Origin of the sequence: Ruegeria sp. HKCCA0370, assembly GCF_013033705.1 — a bacterium.
In the GTDB taxonomy this organism is placed as follows: Bacteria; Pseudomonadota; Alphaproteobacteria; order Rhodobacterales; family Rhodobacteraceae; genus Ruegeria.
The window spans coordinates 53,715-70,002 of record NZ_WQEP01000005.1 but is presented as its reverse complement, the minus strand read 5'-3'; the positions used below and the strand labels follow the sequence as shown (position 1 = coordinate 70,002).

The window sequence follows — 16,288 nt, the reverse complement described above, 5'->3', positions numbered from 1 at the left end:
ACCTTCGAGATGGGGGTCGTTTGCACCCTGCTGGCTTTCACCGTTTTTCTGTTCGTTTCCGAGATCATAAGGATCGACCTTTCCGCCATATTGGTTCTGGTTCTCATAGGCTTGCTCAGCTACGCGCCCGGGCTGGGAAATCTGGCGGATGTCACCCTTCTGTTCGACGGCTTCGCATCCAATGCCGTCATCTCGATCATTGCGGTCATGATCGTCGGGGCCGGTCTGGACAAGACGGGGATCATGAACAAGGTGGCTGCCGTCATCCTCAAATACGGCGGCAAATCCGAAGGCAGGGTTGTACCAATCATTTCCGGCACCGTTGGCGTCATATCCTCGTTCATGCAGAATGTCGGCGCCGCTGCTCTGTTTCTGCCGGTTGTCAGCCGAATTTCCACACGGTCGGGCATACCACTGTCGCGCCTGCTCATGCCGATGGGATTCTGCGCCATTTTGGGCGGCACCATGACGATGGTGGGGTCGTCTCCTCTTATCCTGCTGAACGATCTGATCCTGACGGCAAATGACAGTCTGCCGGCCTCTCAGAAAATGGAGCCCTTCGGCCTGTTCTCGGTCACGCCGATCGGTGCGGTTCTGATCCTGACGGGAATTGGTTACTTTCTGCTGTTGGGACGTTGGGTTTTGCCCGAGGCTGAAGGGCCTGACAATACGGGTACCGGACAAGGGACACAGGAGTACCTGCAAAGGGTCTATGGCCTCAAAGCCGATGTGTTCGAAGTCGTGGTGCCCGAGGACAGCCCTTTGGTCGGCGAGATTCTGGCCGACATCAACCACGAAAACCACCTGTACATCATTTCCACCTTCTATCGCGGCAAAACCTCGATGGTTCAGGTTTTGACAGCGGAAATAGCAGCGCCGTGTCGGCTGGCCATCGTCGGCCGCCGTTGGGAGGTCGAGAAGTTCGCCGAGAAATACGGGCTGACCGTTCTTCCGGATTTGGACATTTTCGTCGAAGAGTTCGCCCCAACCAATGCAGGCGTGGCCGAGGTGGTCATCACGCCCGACAGCAAGCTGATCGGCAAATGCCCCCGCGAGCTTTTGTTTCGCAAGACCTACGGGATGTCGCTGCTGGCCATTCACCGCGGCGAAGAGACGCTGAGCCATGTCGAGACCGAGGATCACGAATCCACTCAGATCGGGCTCGAAAAGTTTCAGGCGGGCGACATGCTTGTGGCGCATACCAGATGGGACAACCTGATGCGGATCAAACGAGATCCGGATTTCGTCGTTGTGACGACGGACTTTCCTCAGGACGAGTTGAGGCCGCAAAAAGTCGGCTGGGCCCTGGCATTCTTCGCCATTTCGCTATCGTTGATCCTGTTCACGGACGTCCGGCTTTCACTCTGTCTTCTTACCGGCGCGGTGGGCATGATGCTGACCCGTGTGCTCAGCGTGGACGAGGCGTACCGCGCGGTCGGATGGAACACCGTATTCCTGCTCGCCTGCCTCATACCTTTGGGACAAGCCGTGCAGAACACAGGCACGGCCGCGTGGATCGCGCAGCAGATCATGATAATTCTGGACGGCTGGCCGCTCTGGTCGCTGCAAACCGGCATCGCCATTCTGGCGACGGCCTTTTCTTTGGTCATGTCCAATGTGGGGGCCACGGTTCTGCTGGTGCCTCTGGCGGTATCGATTGCGGTGGCGGCGGGTGGAAACCCGGCCGTCTTTGCCCTGACGGTCGCCATATCGACCTCGAACAGCTTCATCATCCCAACCCATCAGGTAAACGCGTTGATCATGGGTCCGGCCGGATACAAGGTGATGGATTTCGTCCGCTCCGGCGGAATAATGACGGCGCTGTTTCTGGTCGTCTCGCTGCTCATGATAAACGTCATCTATTAGCGCAAGAGGATCCAGGGTGTTCGGTGGTCTTTTCCCATCATCTGGACAGGTTCAGCCGAGGCACCCGTTCACCATAGTCTACGCCCCTTGCTGAAATACCGTTCGTCGCCGGGCCCACCTCAGGCTGGGTCCCGGCACACCATGCCGCCCATCGACGCCCACAGGTCGCTTTCCATGCCTCTGCATCATTGTTGCACGCGACTCGCTTGACAAGCAGGCCAGCGGTGCCGCATGTCCCTTTCGTTGGTGTCGGTGAGAGCCGATGAAAAGGGAATGCGTCAACGGTCTTGCCGCCAAACGCAGCCGCCCCCGCGACCGTGAACGGAGAGGATGCCCAATGCCACTGGCCCGAAAGCCGGGAAGGCGGGACATCCGACAGAGGCCCGCCTCTGGCATCCGCAAGCCGGGAGACCTGCCAACAACCGAAGTTGAAACCGGGCGGGGTGTTCCGGTGTCGGGTCCATGACCACTTGTGGCCCGCATGAAACCCCGTCCCCCGCGAAGAGGATTTGGGGGGATGAGAGACATGACCGAGACCGCACCAGTCGAGTTGCTGGTCTGTACTACCTGCCGTCGCGGCCTGCCTGTCGAAGATGATGCGCAACGCCCGGGCGCTTTGTTGCACAAGGCCCTGGAACAGGCAGACCTGCCCGACGGTGTCACCCTGAAAGCCGTTGAATGCCTGTCAAACTGCGATCAAGGCTGTTCGATCGTGTTGCGCGGGCCGGGCCGCTGGACATTCGTGTATGAAAACCTGAACGAAACAGATCATGTCGACGTCATCGTCGACGGCGCGACCAAGTATCTGGCCACGGAAGATGGTTTGGTGAAATGGCGCGAACGCCCCGAACACTTTCGCAAGAACTGTGCCTCGCGCATTCCCCCGATTGGAGCCTGACATGTCGAACCTCGAAAAACTCCCCGTCACAGTGATCACCGGCTTTCTGGGCTCGGGCAAGACCACTTTGGTGCGTCACCTGATGCAGAACCCACAGGGCAAGCGCCTTGCTGTCGTGGTCAACGAGTTCGGCGATGTGGGCGTCGATGGCGACATCCTGAAATCCTGTGCCATTCCTGATTGCCCGGCGGAAAACATCATGGAACTGGCCAATGGCTGCATCTGCTGCACCGTGGCAGATGATTTCATTCCTACCATCGAGGCCCTGATGGCGTTGGAGCCGCGCCCGGATCACATCCTGATCGAAACCAGCGGTCTGGCCCTGCCGAAACCGCTGCTCAAGGCATTCGACTGGCCTGACATCCGCTCGAAGATCACCGTCGACGGCGTGATCGCCTTGGCCGATGCCGAGGCTGTGGCCGCAGGCCGTTTCGCGCCCAATGTCGAAGCGGTGGACGCCCAGCGCATGGCCGATGACTCGATCGACCACGAAACGCCCCTGTCCGAGGTGTTCGAGGATCAGATCTCGTGCGCCGACATCATCCTGCTGACCAAGCCCGACCTCGCCGGCCCCGAAGGCGTGGCCAAAGCGCGCGAGATCATCGCCGCCGAGGCGCCGCGCCCCCTGCCCGTCGTCGAAGTGGCCGAAGGTGCCGTGGACGTGCGCGTTGTGCTGGGTCTGGAAGCCGCCGCCGAGGATGACATGGACGCCCGCCCCTCGCATCACGACGGCCATCACGATCACGAGCATGACGATTTCGAAAGCATCATCGTCGAGCTGCCCGAGCAGACCGATCCGGCCCAACTGGTCGCCAATATCGAACGCCTCGCCAATGAACTGAACATCCTGCGCGTCAAAGGGTATGCCGCCGTTCAGGGCAAACCCATGCGCCTGCTGGTTCAGGCGGTAGGTGCCCGCGTGCGTCACCAGTATGACCGCCCGTGGGAACCCGGTGAAGACCGTCGTTCGCGTCTGGTCGTCATCGCCGAGCATGACGATATCAAAGAGGCGGAAATCCGCGAAATCCTCGTGGGTGTGCGTGAGGCTGCCGAGTAAGACACATGCACGTCGTCTTCCGCGAAAGCCACGGGCTCGAGGAAACCGAGACCCCAACCGAACTGGGCCAGAGCCCGGCGGATCTGGTGGTGCTGTCCTTTTCGGACAGCGATCTGGGGGCTTTCGCGGCTGGCTGGCATCGCGGCGGCGGACCGGAAGGGCGAATGCCGACCCTGCGGCTGGCGAATTTGACGGCGTTGAAACACCCGTTGTCGGTCGATACCTATGTCGAGCAGACGCTGGAGGGCGCCAAGGGCATTCTGATCCGGCTGATCGGCGGCGTCCCCTACTGGCCTTATGGGTTGCAGCAGGTTCTGGCGCTGGCGCAGGCCAAGGGCATCGCGCTGGCGGTACTGCCCGCTGACGGGCGCGAGGATACGCGGCTGGATGACTATTCCACCCTGCCGGTCTCGACCCTGCGACGTCTGGCGCATCTGTGCGATACCGGCGGCGAGGTCGCGGCACAGGCGGCGCTGGCACAGATGGCTTTGGCGGCGGGGCTTTATGCCGGTCCGGTGATGGGCGCCAAGACCTTGCCCGAATGTGGTACGTGGTGTCCGGATCGCGGCGTAATCCCGGTGGAAACCGCATTCGAAAGCAAGGCCAAACGAATCCTCGTCACCTTTTACCGCGCTTACCTGACCTCGGCAGACACCGCCCCGATCGCCGTCCTGATCCGCAGCCTGCGCGCCCGTGGATTCCAGGCGGTGGGCCTGTTTGCCCCGTCTCTCAAGGCGCCTGTGGCCGCCGACTGGTTGCGGGAACATGTTGTTGCGCTGAACCCATCGGCCATTGTCAACGCCACTTCGTTTTCGGGAAAAGGCGCGTCGGGAACGTCGCCTCTGGACGCGGCAGGCGTGCCGGTGTTTCAGGTCGCTCTCGCCACCTCCCGCCGCAAAGCCTGGGCCGAGGCGGAACGCGGATTGTCCCCGGCCGATCTTGCCATGCATGTGGTACTGCCCGAGGTGGATGGACGGATCTCGGCGGGAATCGCGTCTTTCAAGGAACCCGGCAAACGCGATCCGCATCTGGAATACGCGCGCTTTGCACATCGGCCCGAACCGGACCGGATCGAAGCGATCATCGACCGTGTATCGGGCTGGCTTGCATTGAACGACAAACCCAAGGCAGATCAGATTCCTGCGTTGGTCCTGTCCACCTATCCCGGCAAAGACTGGCAGATGGCCCATGCGGTTGGCCTCGACGCGCTGGCCTCGGCCGAGGCGATGCTGTCCGATCTTGACGAAGAAGGCTATGACATCGCGACAGGCGAGCTGATTGCCGACACTCTTCTGGACGCACGGATTTCGTGGTCGCTCGGGGATTATCAGGATGCGCTTGCGGAATTGCCCGAGACCCTGCGCGCTGATCTGCACACCGTTTGGGGCGCGCCCGAAGATGATCCGGCCTGTGCCCATGGGGCCTTCCATTTCAACGCGCTTCGGCGCGGCAAGGCGCTGGTCGCGCTGCAACCCGAACGCGGCTCGCCCGAGCTGCGGGATGACGACTATCATGACCTCTCGCGCACCCCGCGCCACGGTTATGTCGCCTTCTATCTGTGGCTGCGCAAAGGCTTGGGTGCCGATGCGCTGATCCATATCGGCGCGCATGGAACGCTGGAATGGTTGCCCGGAAAATCGGTCGCCTTGTCAGCCGATTGCTGGCCCGAGGCGCTGATCGGCGATCTGCCAGTGATCTACCCGTTTATTGTGAACGACCCGGGCGAGGCCGCGCAAGCCAAGCGCCGGATCGGAGCCGTCACGCTGGGCCACATCCCACCCCCGATGAAGGACAGCGGCACGCCGGATCGGATGGTGCGGCTTGAATCGCTGCTGGATGAGTTTTCCAACGCCGACGGGCTTGACCCCAAACGCCGCGACCGCTTGCAGGAAGATATCCGTGATGAAGCGCAGGCGATAGGGCTGGAAAGCGATCTTGGCCTCGATCAGGCAACCTGCACCGCCGAGGCCATCACCCGCATCGATCGCTTTGTCTGTGACATCAAGGAAAGTCAGTTTGGCGACGGGCTGCACATCTTCGGGCGCGTGCCCGAGGTGACGGGCAGTTTCGATCCGGCCCCTTCGGCCCACGCCGAACGCGACGCGCTGATCAAAGCGCTCGAAGGCAAGCGGATTGATGCCGGGCCTTCGGGGTCCCCCTATCGTGGCCGGTCAGATGTTCTGCCCACCGGGCGGAACCTTTACACCACCGATCCGCGGTCGGTTCCGACCCGTGCGGCCTATGCTCAGGGTGTGAAACTGGCCGAAGAACTGGTGCGGCGCCATCTTCAGGAAGAAGGCGATTACCCGAAGGGGCTGATCGTCGATCTGTGGGGGTCAGCCACGATGCGCACGGCGGGCGAGGAATTCGCCATGGCCCTGCACCTGCTGGGCGTCAAACCCGTGTGGGACAAAGGGTCCGAGAGGGTTTCCGGCATCGAGGTTCTGCCGATTACCGACCTGAGCCGCCCGCGCCTGGACGTGACCCTGCGGGTCTCGGGCCTGTTCCGGGATGTTTTCCCGACGCTGTCCGCTTTGTTTGGCCAAGCGGTGCGCGCATTGTCCGCGCGTGATGAGGCAACGGATTGGAACCCCTATGCCGGGCAGGAGCCGGCAGCGCGGGTCTATGGACCTGCGCCCGGAAGCTATGGCGTGAATATGACCGAACTTTCCGAGGTGTATACCGACGAGGCCCGTGCGCAGGCCGGTGAAGCGTGGCTTGAGGCCAGCTCTTTTGCATTGGAAGGCGAACACATCTCGCAGGACAAGGACGGCATCACCCAACGCGTTGCAAATGCGGACAGCTTTGTCCACTTGCAGGACCTGACCGAAACCGATCTTCTTCTGGCCAACGATTATGCCACACACGAGGCGGGTTTTGCCGCCGCCAAGAAGATCGCCGGCGGAACCGCGCAGCTTTACCATCTGGACAATACCAACCCCGAAAATCCGCGTGCCCGTACTTTGCGCGAAGAAATCAGCCGAGTCGTCCACGCCCGTGCCGCCAACCCCGGCTGGATCGCCGGGATGCAACGCCATGGTTTCCGGGGGGCGGCTGAAATCGCGGCAACGCTGGATCATATGGCTTCTTTCGCGCATCTGTCTGGCACGGTCGCACCACATCTTTTTGACCTCTACCACGATGCCACTCTGGGCAACGAAGAGGTCGACGCGTTCCTGCAAGAGGCCAATCCCAAGGCGCGCCAGGCCATGCAGGACCGGTTCCGCGCGCTGCTTGAGGCCGGGCTTTGGAACACGCGCCGGAACTCTATCCGGGCTGATCTGGAGGGATTGAGATGAGTGCACCAATTGTTCAGGGCTGGTGCCCGGGCGCCCATCGTCCGATGATGTCCGGTGACGGTCTGGTCGTCAGGGTCAGGCCCCGGCTGGCGCGTCTGGAGGCCGATCAGGCACTGGGACTGTGCGATCTGGCGGACCGCTTTGGCAACGGCTCGATCGATTTGACCAATCGCGCCAATCTGCAATTGCGGGGCGTGGAAGAGGAAGACCATCAGCCTCTGCTCAAAGAGCTTGCCGCGCTGAACCTGCTGGATGCGGAACCCGGTATCGAAATACGCCGCAATATTCTGGTTACGCCGCTCTATCAGGCGGGCGATTTGACTGCTCGACTGACCCATGAACTGATTGATCGGCTTGCGGAGCTGCCGGCCCTGCCGGCAAAGTTCGGCTTTGCAATCGACACGGGCCGCGAACGTCTGCTGGCGTCGGATTCGGCTGATATTCGTCTGGAAACCGGTGCAGGCGGCCTGATCCTGCGCGCCGATGGCTGCGAAACCGGGCGGAGCGTGACCGAGACCGACGCCATTGACCACGTGATCGCGCTGGCAATGTGGTTTGCCGAAACCTACACACCCGAGACACGCCGCATGGCGCATGTCATCGACGCCCTGCCGCAGGAATGGAAGGGATGTGCGCCCGGTTCTGTTAGCGCAAAGCTTCAACCGGGCCGCTGTGAACTGGGCGCCCTGTACGGCGCGGCTTTTGGGTCGCTGCCTGCGCGCAAGCTGTATGACCTGATCGAGGACAGCGGCGCTTGCGCCCTGCGCGTCACCCCGTGGCGGCTGATCCTGCTGGAAGGCGGGGCGGCGATACCTGCCCCGGCGTTTGTCGAAGATGGAACCGATCCGTTGATGACCACCGACGCCTGCCCCGGCGCGCCGTTCTGCCCGCAGGCGCAGGCAGAGACGCGCGACATCGCCCGGGCGTTGGCTTCGCGGGTTTCCGGACGCCTCCATGTTTCAGGCTGTAGCAAGGGATGCGCTCGCATGGGTACTGCGGACATCACATTGGTAGGCGATAACGGACGATTTGATCTTGTCAAACAGGGCCGCGCGGGGGATGAGCCCTGCCAGCGCGGGCTTGACCCCCAAACACTCATGACCATGGACTTCACCTGATGCCCTATACATACGAAACCGATGGCGCAGCGATCTACAAGGAGAGCTTTGCCACCATCCGGTCCGAGGCTGATCTGGCCCGGTTTGATGCCGATGAAGAGCAGGTTGCCGTTCGCATGATCCACGCCGCGGGTATGGTCGGGCTGGAAGAGTTCGTGCATTTCTCGCCCGGCTTCGTGCAAACGGCCCGTACTGCATTGGAAAACGGTGCACCGATCCTGTGTGATGCGCGCATGGTCAGCGAAGGCGTCACCCGCTTCCGCCTGCCCGCCGACAACGAAGTGATCTGTACCCTGCACGATGAACGCGTACGCCCGCTGGCCGCCGAGATGAGCAACACCCGTTCCGCCGCTGCGCTGGAGCTGTGGCGGCCGCATCTGGAGGGCGCGCTGGTCGCCATCGGCAATGCGCCCACCGCACTGTTCCATTTGCTGAACATGCTGGAAGACCCGGATTGCCCGCGCCCTGCCGCGATCATCGGCTGCCCGGTTGGCTTTGTCGGCGCGGTGGAATCCAAGGATGCGCTGTGGCAGGCGCAACCGGTGCCGTCCTGCATTGTCAAAGGTCGTCTGGGCGGCAGCGCCATCACGGTGGCGGCCGTCAACGCCATCGCAAGCCGGGCGGAATGAAGATGGGCACCATATACGGTGTGGGCCTTGGCCCCGGCGACCCGGATTTGATGAGCGTCCGGGCTGATCGCCTGCTGCGCAATGCAAAGCATGTGGCGTTCTTCCGCAAACCCGGTCGCAGCGGCCAGGCCCGCAAGATCGTCAACGGGATGATCCCCGAAGGTGCGATCGAGTTCCCTATGGAATATCCCGTGACCACCGAGATCCCGGTCACAGATCCGCGCTACAACGAATTGCTGGCGGCGTTCTACGAAGACTGCACCAAGCATCTCAGGGCCCTGTCCGAACAGGGTGAGGACGTGGTTGTTCTGTGCGAGGGTGATCCGTTCTTCTATGGCTCGTTCATGCATCTTTACAGTCGCCTGCGCGAAGACGCGCCGGTCGAAGTTGTACCCGCCATTACCGGCATGTCCGGAGCCTGGACAGCGACAGGGGACCCGATCACCTGGGGTGATGACGTTCTGACCGTGCTGGTTGGCACTCTGCCCGAAGACACGCTGGCTGAACGCATGGCTCAAACCGATGCACTGGTCGTGATGAAAATCGGGCGCAACATCGACAAGGTGAAACGCGCCCTGAAGACCGCTGGCCTGTATGACCGGGCATGGATCGTGGAATATGCGCAGATGCCAAACCAGACGGTGACCAAGCTGTCCGAAGCCTGCGAGAAGATCACCCCGTATTTCTCGATCATCGTCGTGCACGGTCAGGGGCGGCGACCATGAGCGGCTGGGTCAAAATTGCCGGTCTTGGGCCGGGTGACGAGGCGCTTGTTACGCCGGAAGTAACGGCCGCACTGGCCGAAGCCACCGATGTTGTGGGCTATATCCCATATGTGGCGCGTATTGCCGAGCGCCCGGGCCTTACGCTGCATGGCAGTGACAACCGGGTCGAAATCGACCGCTCGCAACACGCGTTGCAAATGGCCGCAGAAGGCAAACGCGTGGTCGTTGTGTCCTCGGGTGATCCAGGCGTGTTTGCCATGGCGGCAGCCGTCTTCGAAGCGCTGGAATACGGCCCCGTGGAATGGCGCGATCTTCAGATCGATGTGCTGCCGGGGATCACGGCGATGTTGGCTGCATCCGCGCGCGCGGGCGCCCCGATGGGGCATGATTTCTGCGCCATCAACCTCAGCGACAACCTCAAACCATGGTCATTGATCGAAAAACGCCTGCGCCTTGCTGCACAGGCGGATTTCTCGATGGCCTTTTACAATCCACGCTCGAAGTCCCGCCCGGAAGGCTTTGTAAAGACGCTGGAAATCCTGCGTGAAGAGTGTGAGCCCGAACGTCTGATCCTGTTCGCCCGCGCCGTATCGCGGGCCGATGAACAGATGCGTATTTCGACATTGGCCGAAGCCACGCCCGACATGGCGGATATGCAGACCGTGGTGATCGTGGGGTCATCCCGCACCCGTGTGATCGAACGCAACGGCGCACCGATCGTCTACACGCCGCGCTTCACCCCTGATAAGGATCAGGGATGAAGCAGCCAGTCCAGAACCTGTGCGACCTGCGAAAACTCGGTCCGCTTCGGCAGAACCGGGCGGTCGATCATCAGCACGGGCAGGCCCAGCGCCCGCGCCGCGTCCAGCTTGGCGCGCGCGCCCGTGCCGCCGGCGTTCTTGGACACGACCAGCTGCGTACCATGGCGCTGCATCAACGCCCGGTCGTCGGCTTCGGTAAACGGCCCTCGGGCGACGACCACCTCTGCATTCGGCAAGGGCAAAGTGTCGGGCTCATCCACAAGGCGCAGCAGATAACTGTGTTGAGGTCGGGTCGAAAAATCTTCAAGATGCATGCGGCCAACGGCAAGGAAGACACGCTGAGCATCGCCGGACAATGCGTCCACGGCGGCAGCCATGTCGGGCACGTGACGCCAGACATCGCCGGGCTGCGACACCCAGGCCGCGCGAGTCAACGCGGCCAATGGCGTCCGCGTCGCGGCGCATGCCTCGGTCGCGTTCCGGCTCATCCGGGCCGCAAATGGATGGGTCGCGTCCACGACATGGGTGATGGCGTTCTCATGGATATAGGCGGCCAGACCTTCCGGACCGCCGAAACCGCCAACCCTTACCGGCAAGGGCTGCGGACGCGGGTTTTCCACCCGTCCAGCGTAGGAATACACAGCCGCAATCCCTTGTTGCGAAACAGCTTTGGCCAGCGCGTTGGCCTCGGTCGTGCCGCCAAGGATCAGGAGGGTTGTCATGTCTGAATCTCCGTGGCTGACCGTTCTGGGACTGGGCGAAGATGGGTTTGATGGCCTGTCGCCAACCAGCCGTCAAGTGCTGGACCGGGCCGAAGTGATCATGGGGCCGCCGCGCCACCTGTCATTGCTGCCCGAAACAGGGGCGGAACGTGTCGAGTGGCCTGTGCCGTTCTCGGAAGGGCTGCCGATCCTGAAGGGATTGCGTGGCCGGCAGACGGTTGTTCTGGCCTCGGGCGATCCGTTCTGGTTTGGCGCGGGTTCGGTCATTGCGCGCAATTTCGATGCCGGTGAATGGACCGCCCTGCCCGGCCAATCCACCTTCTCGCTGGCCGCTGCCCGGCTCGGCTGGCCTTTGGAAAGCACATTGACCTTCGGCCTGCACGCCGCGCCGCTGACCCGTTTGCGTCCTCATCTGGCGCCGGGAGCGCACGCGATCTTGTTGCTGCGTGACGGAAAGTCCGTGGCGGAACTGGCACGGTATCTGACCGAGACAGGCTTTGCCGACTCGGCCCTGCATGTGATGCAGGCGCTTGGCGGTCCGCGCGAAAACACCCGAACAGTCACGCTGACCGAGGCGCTGTTGAGTACGTTCGACCACCCGGTCTGCGTCGGTCTGGAAGTTTCCGGTGCAGGACCTGCCCTTTCCAAGGCGTCTGGCAAACCGGACCACATCTTCGAGACGGACGGGCAGATCACCAAACGCCCGATCCGCGCGCTGACACTCTCGGCGCTTGCTCCGCAAAGGGGCGAGCACCTGTGGGATATCGGAGGGGGCACCGGCTCGATCAGCATCGAATGGCTGATGTGCGATTTGACCCTGACCGCAACCAGCATTGAACCCCGTGCTGACAGGGCTGAGCGCATTCGTCGGAATGCCGATGCACTGGGTCAGGATCGGCTGAACGTCATCCATGGCACCGCGCCCGCTGCGCTGGATGGGTTGGAACTGCCCGACGTGGTGTTCATCGGAGGGGGGCTTGATCCAGACCTGCTGCACTGGCTGCACCAGAACCTGTCTTCCGGAACCCGCCTGGTTGCCAATGCCGTGACTTTGGAAAGCGAGGCCACATTGGCCCAGTGGCATGAGAAACTGGGCGGAGAGCTTCTGCGGATCGAACTCGCGCAGTCGGCGCCGCTTGGACCGCGCCGCGGCTGGAAATCCGCCTATCCGGTCGTGCAGTGGAGCGTGACGCTATGATCGTTGCCGGTTTGGGATTCTCGTCCGCCGCCACGGTTGACAGCTTGCGCGCCGTATTTGACGCGGCGGCCGCAAACCACGATGTCGCCGCCCTGGCAACCGTTGCCGACAAGCAAGGCCATTCGGCCCTGACGACCTTTGCCGAAGAACTGTCGCTTCCCCTGCATTTCGTTGCCGCCGCCGATCTGGCCGGTCAACGTACACTCACCTGCTCGAACCGCAGCCGCGCAACCTATGGCACCGGAAGCGTGGCCGAAGCATCCGCATTGGCGGCCGCCGGAAAACTTTTTGGCCCGGGTGCGCGGCTGCTTTCACCCAGACAGATTTCAGACGACCGGCTGGCGACCTGCGCCATAGCCATCGGAGGACAGACATGACCGTTCATTTCATCGGCGCCGGACCGGGCGCCGCCGACCTGTTGACGCTGCGCGGGCGCGACATCATCGCATCCTGCCCCGTTTGCCTTTATGCGGGTTCCCTGGTTCCGGAAGAAATTCTTGGCCACTGCCCCGAAGGCGCAAGGATCGTGAACACCGCGCCAATGGATCTGGATCAGATCATGGCCGAGATCGAGGCCGCACATCAGGCCGGCCAGGATGTGGCCCGTTTGCATTCGGGCGACCCGTCGGTCTGGTCGGCGATGGGGGAACAGATCCGCCGCCTCAAGGAAATGGGCATCCCGGTCAGCGTAACCCCAGGCGTTCCGTCCTTTGCGGCGGCTGCGGCGGCTTTGGGAACCGAGCTTACTCTGCCCGGGCTGGCGCAATCCGTGGTTCTTACCCGGACGCCGGGCCGTGCATCTTCCATGCCCGAAGGCGAGACGTTGGAGAATTTCGCACGCACAGGGGCGACACTTGCCATTCACCTGTCCATCGGCAATCTGGACAATGTCATTGCCGATCTGACCCCGGCCTATGGGTCCGATTGTCCGGTCGCCGTGGTCTATCGCGCAAGCTGGCCGGATGAACGGATCATCCGCGCGACGCTGGGAACGCTCAAAGCGGCGCTGGATGACAGCATCTCGCGGACTGCGTTGATCATGGTCGGTCCGGCACTGGCAGGCGAAGGTTTCGACGAAAGCTGCCTGTATTCGAAAGATTACGACCGCCGCTATCGCCCGCAAAGCGCCGAGAGCCCCTGGTCAAGCTGGAGCCATGGTGATGATTAACCCTCCGGGCCTTCTGATTTCAGCACCGTCCTCGGGCACGGGCAAGACAACGGTCATGCTGGGCCTGTTGCGCGCGTTCGCCGAGGATGGCCTGACCGTTCAACCGTTCAAGAGCGGACCGGACTATATCGACCCCGCCTTCCACCGAGCCGCGTCCGGGCGGGCTTCGTTCAATCTTGACAGCTGGGCGATGGGCGATCCTTTGTTGAACGCGATCTCCGCGCAGGCCGAAGGCGCCGACATCGTGGTGGCAGAAGGTTCGATGGGCCTGTTCGATGGCGTGGCCAAGCCGGGTGAGTTGGGTCATGGGTCCAGCGCCGAGACCGCTGCTCGGATGGGTTGGCCGGTTGTGTTGGTGCTGGATGTCGGCGGCCAGGCGCAATCTGCGGCGGCCACCGCGCTAGGGTTCAGGATGTACAACCCCGATCTGCCCTTTGCCGGCGTCATTCTAAACCGCTGTGCCAGCCCGCGGCACGAGCGCCTGACCCGGCTGGGGATGGAACGCGCAGGCCTGCCGGTTCTGGGTGTTCTGCCGCGCCGAGGCGATCTGACCCTACCCGAGCGGCATCTGGGGTTGATTCAGGCAGTCGAACACCCGGATCTGGAAAGCGCCATCGTGGGCTATGCCGCATTTCTGCGCGAACATGTGGATCTCGAGGCGATCAAACGGGCGGCTTCCTCAGGCCCCATTGGGCCATCGTCAGACGCGCTGCCGCGCCCTCCAGCCCAGCGGATTGCATTGGCACGGGATGCGGCTTTTTCTTTTACATATCCACATTTGCTGGAAGGCTGGCGCGCCGCCGGGGCCGAAATCCTACCCTTCTCGCCACTGGCTAATGAAGCCCCGGCGGCGGATGCCGATCTGGTCTGGCTTCCCGGCGGATATCCTGAACTGCATGCCGGGACATTGGCTGCTGCCCAAACCTTCCTCGCGGGTCTGCGCAAGCACGCGGAAACAAGGCCTGTGCATGGCGAGTGCGGTGGATACATGGCGCTGGGTCATGCGCTGATCGACAAGGATGGCGTGCGGCATGAAATGGCTGGCCTGCTGGGGCTGGTGACGTCGTACCAAAAACGCAAATTCAACCTAGGCTATCGCAAGGCCGAACTTTTGGCCACGATGCCGGGATTTGCACAGAATGCAGCGCTGCGCGGGCATGAGTTCCACTATTCCTCGATCGTGGATCAGCCTGACCCGCCGCTGGCCCGTGTGTTTGATGCCGAAGGCGCAGAGGGACCTCAGACCGGCTCCGTTCGCGGCAATGTCACAGGTACGTTCTTTCACCTGATTGCGGAGGCAACTGCATGAGCGGATTTGTCTCTTTCATCGGCTCGGGCCCCGGCGATCCGGAGTTGCTGACGCTGAAGGCCGTCGACAGGATGAAAAAAGCCGATGCGATTTTGTTCGATGACCTCAGCAGCGGGCCGATTCTGAGCCACGCGCGCGAGGACGCCGATCTTGTGGGCGTGGGCAAACGGGCAGGTCGCCCCTCGCCCAAACAGGACCATGTCAGCAGGTTGCTAGTGGACTACGCCCAGACCGGCCAACATGTCGTGCGGCTGAAATCCGGCGATGGCGGCATGTTCGGGCGGCTTGAAGAAGAGCTTGTTGCCCTTCGTGATGCGGGCATTGAATTCGAGATCATCCCCGGCGTACCGTCTGCGGTGGCTGCCGCTGCTGCTGCAGGCATCCCGCTGACGCGTCGTCTGACCGCACGGCGGGTGCAGTTCGTGACGGGACATGACGTCAGTGGCGCGTTGCCGGACGACCTGAACCTGACAGCCTTGGCCGATTCTCAGGCCACCACTGTCGTATTCATGGGTAAACGTACTTTCCCGCTTCTGGCAGAAGCACTGCATTCACACGGCCTGCCTTTGGATACGCCTGCTTTGATGGCTGAATCTGTTTCGACCCCGGATCAGAAGCTGACGCGCGCCACCATCGGTGCCCTGGCCGAACAGCTGAAATCCGAGATCGGCACGGCTCCGGCCTTGATCCTTTACGGGCCGCTGGCGGAGTTCGAAGATGATTAACCTGAGCCTGATTGGCATCGGCACCGGCAACCCGAATCACGTGACCTTTCAGGGGGCGCAGGCGATCCGGTCGGCCGATCTGATTCTGATCCCCCGCAAGGGCGAAAACAAGGCCGATCTGGCCGGGCTGCGTGAGGACATCATTGATCGGGTAACCGAGACACCGCCAAGGATAGCCTATTTTGACATCCCAAGGCGCCGGGCGGATGACGGCTATCTGCGTGGCGTGGACGAATGGCACGACGCCATTGCGCTGCGCTGGCAAGAGGCGATCGAGGCCCACCCGGAGGCGCAGAACATTGCGCTGCTGATTTGGGGCGACCCGTCCCTGTATGACAGTTCGCTGCGCATTGCGGCGCGGCTGGACCCCAAGCCCAACACCAGGGTGATCCCGGGCATCACGGCCTTGCAGGCTTTGACCGCGGCTCATGCGATCCCGATCAATGACCTGGGCGCACCCTATGTCGTGACCACCGGGCGTCGTATCCGGAAGGAAGGCTGGCCTGAAACCGCTTCGAAAGTCGCCGTCATGCTGGACGGGGAATGTTCGTTCCAGTCCCTCAGAATGTCAGAGTATGACATCTGGTGGGGGGCCTATGTGGGCATGAAAGAAGAACTGCTGATCAGCGGCCCTTTGGATCAAGTCGCGCAGCGGATCCTTGACACGCGCGCCCGCGCCCGAGCCGACCATGGCTGGATCATGGATATCTACTTGCTGAAGAAACGCGACGTGCAGCAGCGCGCGGCGAACACGGATTCGTGACTGCGCAGAACTCTCAAGTCTGGCACACAGGTCAGAGCAAGATACCGGAG

15 protein-coding genes and 1 riboswitch are annotated in these 16,288 nt (G+C 62.2%); of the genes, 14 read left to right on the top strand and 1 reads right to left on the bottom strand.

All coding sequences use genetic code 11. The features are described 5' to 3' along the window. Positions 1–9: 9 nt before the first annotated feature. From GOW31_RS12200 to cobJ, 8 genes are all read left to right on the top strand, one after another. Positions 10–1,866 (top strand): SLC13 family permease, encoded by a 1,857-nt coding sequence (locus tag GOW31_RS12200; RefSeq protein WP_171170677.1) that lies wholly within the window; start codon positions 10–12, stop codon positions 1,864–1,866. A 227-nt stretch (positions 1,867–2,093) separates the two neighbouring features. Then, positions 2,094–2,301, top strand: a riboswitch (cobalamin riboswitch). Positions 2,302–2,392: 91 nt separating this feature from the next. After that, positions 2,393–2,764 (top strand): DUF1636 domain-containing protein, encoded by a 372-nt coding sequence (locus GOW31_RS12195; protein ID WP_152457464.1) that lies wholly within the window; start codon positions 2,393–2,395, stop codon positions 2,762–2,764. A gap of 1 nt (position 2,765) precedes the next feature. Beyond that, positions 2,766–3,821 carry a cobalamin biosynthesis protein CobW gene (gene cobW, locus GOW31_RS12190; RefSeq protein WP_171119456.1) on the top strand — a complete coding sequence of 352 codons (1,056 nt, stop codon included), beginning with the start codon at positions 2,766–2,768 and terminating at the stop codon, positions 3,819–3,821. A 5-nt stretch (positions 3,822–3,826) separates the two neighbouring features. Beyond that, positions 3,827–7,120 carry a cobaltochelatase subunit CobN gene (gene cobN, locus GOW31_RS12185; protein WP_171170398.1) on the top strand — a complete coding sequence of 1,098 codons (3,294 nt, stop codon included), beginning with the start codon at positions 3,827–3,829 and terminating at the stop codon, positions 7,118–7,120. Next, the gene (locus GOW31_RS12180; protein ID WP_171170396.1) at positions 7,117–8,238 is read left to right on the top strand and encodes a cobalamin biosynthesis protein CobG; all 1,122 of its coding nucleotides are present in this window, start codon (positions 7,117–7,119) and stop codon (positions 8,236–8,238) included. Before cobN ends, GOW31_RS12180 begins: the two co-directional genes overlap by 4 nt. After that, a complete protein-coding gene (locus tag GOW31_RS12175) occupies positions 8,238–8,867 on the top strand; it encodes a precorrin-8X methylmutase (protein WP_171170394.1) in 630 nt (209 codons plus the stop codon). The genes GOW31_RS12180 and GOW31_RS12175 overlap by 1 nt, the downstream gene beginning before the upstream one ends. Then, positions 8,864–9,592, top strand: coding sequence for a precorrin-2 C(20)-methyltransferase (locus GOW31_RS12170; RefSeq protein WP_170347200.1), 729 nt, complete (start codon positions 8,864–8,866; stop codon positions 9,590–9,592). The genes GOW31_RS12175 and GOW31_RS12170 overlap by 4 nt, the downstream gene beginning before the upstream one ends. Beyond that, positions 9,589–10,353: a precorrin-3B C(17)-methyltransferase gene (gene cobJ / locus GOW31_RS12165; protein WP_171170392.1), complete on the top strand. Its 765-nt coding sequence runs from the start codon at positions 9,589–9,591 to the stop codon at positions 10,351–10,353. Before GOW31_RS12170 ends, cobJ begins: the two co-directional genes overlap by 4 nt. Here the strand turns inward: cobJ and GOW31_RS12160 are convergent. Then, positions 10,344–11,075 (bottom strand): cobalt-precorrin-6A reductase, encoded by a 732-nt coding sequence (locus tag GOW31_RS12160; protein ID WP_171170390.1) that lies wholly within the window; start codon positions 11,073–11,075, stop codon positions 10,344–10,346. The two genes, cobJ and GOW31_RS12160, sit on opposite strands and share 10 nt — an antisense overlap. Here GOW31_RS12160 and cbiE point away from each other — a divergent pair. Genes cbiE through cobF form a run of 6 tightly spaced genes read left to right on the top strand, consistent with a single transcriptional unit; the run spans position 11,074 to position 16,238 of the window. Further along, a complete protein-coding gene (cbiE, locus tag GOW31_RS12155) occupies positions 11,074–12,273 on the top strand; it encodes a precorrin-6y C5,15-methyltransferase (decarboxylating) subunit CbiE (protein ID WP_171170388.1) in 1,200 nt (399 codons plus the stop codon). The genes GOW31_RS12160 and cbiE overlap by 2 nt on opposite strands. After that, complete coding sequence (locus GOW31_RS12150; protein WP_171170675.1) at positions 12,270–12,650, top strand: cobalamin biosynthesis protein; 381 nt, start codon at positions 12,270–12,272, stop codon at positions 12,648–12,650. Before cbiE ends, GOW31_RS12150 begins: the two co-directional genes overlap by 4 nt. Further along, on the top strand, positions 12,647–13,441 hold the full coding sequence (cobM, locus tag GOW31_RS12145) for a precorrin-4 C(11)-methyltransferase (RefSeq protein ID WP_171170386.1): 795 nt from the start codon (positions 12,647–12,649) through the stop codon (positions 13,439–13,441). Before GOW31_RS12150 ends, cobM begins: the two co-directional genes overlap by 4 nt. Continuing rightward, a complete protein-coding gene (locus GOW31_RS12140) occupies positions 13,428–14,750 on the top strand; it encodes a cobyrinate a,c-diamide synthase (RefSeq protein WP_171170384.1) in 1,323 nt (440 codons plus the stop codon). The genes cobM and GOW31_RS12140 overlap by 14 nt, the downstream gene beginning before the upstream one ends. Further along, positions 14,747–15,475, top strand: a complete 729-nt coding sequence (gene cobA, locus GOW31_RS12135) for a uroporphyrinogen-III C-methyltransferase (protein WP_171170382.1) — start codon at positions 14,747–14,749, stop codon at positions 15,473–15,475. Before GOW31_RS12140 ends, cobA begins: the two co-directional genes overlap by 4 nt. Further along, a complete protein-coding gene (cobF, locus tag GOW31_RS12130) occupies positions 15,468–16,238 on the top strand; it encodes a precorrin-6A synthase (deacetylating) (RefSeq protein WP_171170380.1) in 771 nt (256 codons plus the stop codon). Before cobA ends, cobF begins: the two co-directional genes overlap by 8 nt. The last annotated feature ends 50 nt before the right edge of the window (positions 16,239–16,288 follow it).

Coding starts and splice junctions, on each gene's coding strand:
- GOW31_RS12200 (WP_171170677.1), top strand. CDS start 10: ATGGGGGTCGTTTGCACCCTGCTGGCTTTCACCGTTTTTCTGTTCGTT.
- GOW31_RS12195 (WP_152457464.1), top strand. CDS start 2,393: ATGACCGAGACCGCACCAGTCGAGTTGCTGGTCTGTACTACCTGCCGT.
- cobW (WP_171119456.1), top strand. CDS start 2,766: ATGTCGAACCTCGAAAAACTCCCCGTCACAGTGATCACCGGCTTTCTG.
- cobN (WP_171170398.1), top strand. CDS start 3,827: ATGCACGTCGTCTTCCGCGAAAGCCACGGGCTCGAGGAAACCGAGACC.
- GOW31_RS12180 (WP_171170396.1), top strand. CDS start 7,117: ATGAGTGCACCAATTGTTCAGGGCTGGTGCCCGGGCGCCCATCGTCCG.
- GOW31_RS12175 (WP_171170394.1), top strand. CDS start 8,238: ATGCCCTATACATACGAAACCGATGGCGCAGCGATCTACAAGGAGAGC.
- GOW31_RS12170 (WP_170347200.1), top strand. CDS start 8,864: ATGAAGATGGGCACCATATACGGTGTGGGCCTTGGCCCCGGCGACCCG.
- cobJ (WP_171170392.1), top strand. CDS start 9,589: ATGAGCGGCTGGGTCAAAATTGCCGGTCTTGGGCCGGGTGACGAGGCG.
- cbiE (WP_171170388.1), top strand. CDS start 11,074: ATGTCTGAATCTCCGTGGCTGACCGTTCTGGGACTGGGCGAAGATGGG.
- GOW31_RS12160 (WP_171170390.1), bottom strand. CDS start 11,075: ATGACAACCCTCCTGATCCTTGGCGGCACGACCGAGGCCAACGCGCTG.
- GOW31_RS12150 (WP_171170675.1), top strand. CDS start 12,270: ATGATCGTTGCCGGTTTGGGATTCTCGTCCGCCGCCACGGTTGACAGC.
- cobM (WP_171170386.1), top strand. CDS start 12,647: ATGACCGTTCATTTCATCGGCGCCGGACCGGGCGCCGCCGACCTGTTG.
- GOW31_RS12140 (WP_171170384.1), top strand. CDS start 13,428: ATGGTGATGATTAACCCTCCGGGCCTTCTGATTTCAGCACCGTCCTCG.
- cobA (WP_171170382.1), top strand. CDS start 14,747: ATGAGCGGATTTGTCTCTTTCATCGGCTCGGGCCCCGGCGATCCGGAG.
- cobF (WP_171170380.1), top strand. CDS start 15,468: ATGATTAACCTGAGCCTGATTGGCATCGGCACCGGCAACCCGAATCAC.